General features: G+C 60.6%; 1 protein-coding gene. It reads left to right on the top strand.

The features are described 5' to 3' along the window. Window positions 1-92 precede the first annotated feature (92 nt). Complete coding sequence (locus DOM57_RS19755) at window positions 93-1,091, top strand: IS5 family transposase (protein WP_110650980.1); 999 nt, start codon at window positions 93-95, stop codon at window positions 1,089-1,091. Window positions 1,092-1,227 lie beyond the last annotated feature (136 nt).

The following is a 1,227-nucleotide window of genomic DNA, read 5'->3' as shown; positions in this document are numbered from 1 at the left end:
AGGGAAACGCTGCACAAATCCCGCCGTAGCTGCCTGAGCGTCTCTGGCGGGGTAGAATCTTGCCTCCTGCCCCCGTCTGACAGAGCCACCCGATGAAGCAGATCTCGTTCGCCCAGGCTGAACATCAGAACAAGAAGAAGATTACCCGCCGCGAGCGGTTCCTGACCCAGATGGACACCCTGGTGCCTTGGCAACGGCTGACCGATGCGCTGTCGCCGTCCTACTTTCCGAACTCGGCGGGCAAGCGCGGCCGGCCGCCCACTGGCCTGGAACGCATGCTGCGGATTTACTTCCTGCAGCAGTGGTATGCGCTGGCTGACGAAGCGTTGGAGGATGCCATCTATGACAGCCAGGCCATGCGCGATTTCATCGGCATCGACCTGGCCATCGAGAGTGTGCCGGACGCCACCACGCTGCTGCGCTTCCGCCATCTGTTGGAAAAGCATGCGCTGACTCAACGGATCTTCGAGGAGATCAACGCCAGCCTGGCCGAGCAGGGCCTGTTCATGCGCGAGGGCACCATCGTCGACGCCACCATCGTGGCGGCCGCCCCTTCCACCAAGAACAAGGCCAGGCAGCGCGATCCAGAGATGAAGCAGACCAGGAAAGGCAATCAGTGGTTCTTCGGACTGAAGGCCCATATTGGTGTCGATGCCGTGACCGGACTGACTCACAGTGTCGCCGCCACCTCGGCCAATGTGGCCGATGTCACCATGGCAGGCCATCTGGTTCGGGATGACGACAAACGGGTATATGGCGATGCCGGTTACACCGGCATGTGGAAGTACCTGGACGAAGAGAAGGGTGACCCGGATTCCCGGTGCTGGATCGCGGCCAAACGCGGCACCCTCAAGAAGATGGACGACAGCCCCAGGAAAACGCTGTTGCTGGAATTCGAGAAGATCAAAGCCAGTATCCGTGCCAAGGTCGAGCACCCGTTTCATGTCATCAAGAGCCTCTTCGGCTACCGGAAGGTTCGCTACAAGGGTCTGGCCAAGAACCAGGCGCAGTTGCTCACCCTGTTCGCACTCAGCAACCTGGTGCTGGCTGGACGATGTCGAGGTCATGCTGACGGGGCCAGGGTGTCTTGAAACTGGCCTGGCAGCCGGTAAAGCCGGCTGCCAGGGTAAATAGGCCACCTTCGGTGGCCAGAAAGCGACCGCTGACGCGGTGAATGTGCCGCTCTGAGCGCTTCAACAGCCCAGAGACGAATTGATCAGCGATTCC

Origin of the sequence: Salinicola peritrichatus (genome assembly GCF_003206715.1) — a bacterium.
Lineage (GTDB): Bacteria > Pseudomonadota > Gammaproteobacteria > Pseudomonadales > Halomonadaceae > Salinicola > Salinicola peritrichatus.
This window is presented reverse-complemented; position numbering and strand designations above follow the sequence as displayed.

Excerpts from the sequence above, each read along its gene's own strand:
- DOM57_RS19755 (WP_110650980.1), top strand. The coding sequence starts at position 93 with ATGAAGCAGATCTCGTTCGCCCAGGCTGAACATCAGAACAAGAAGAAG.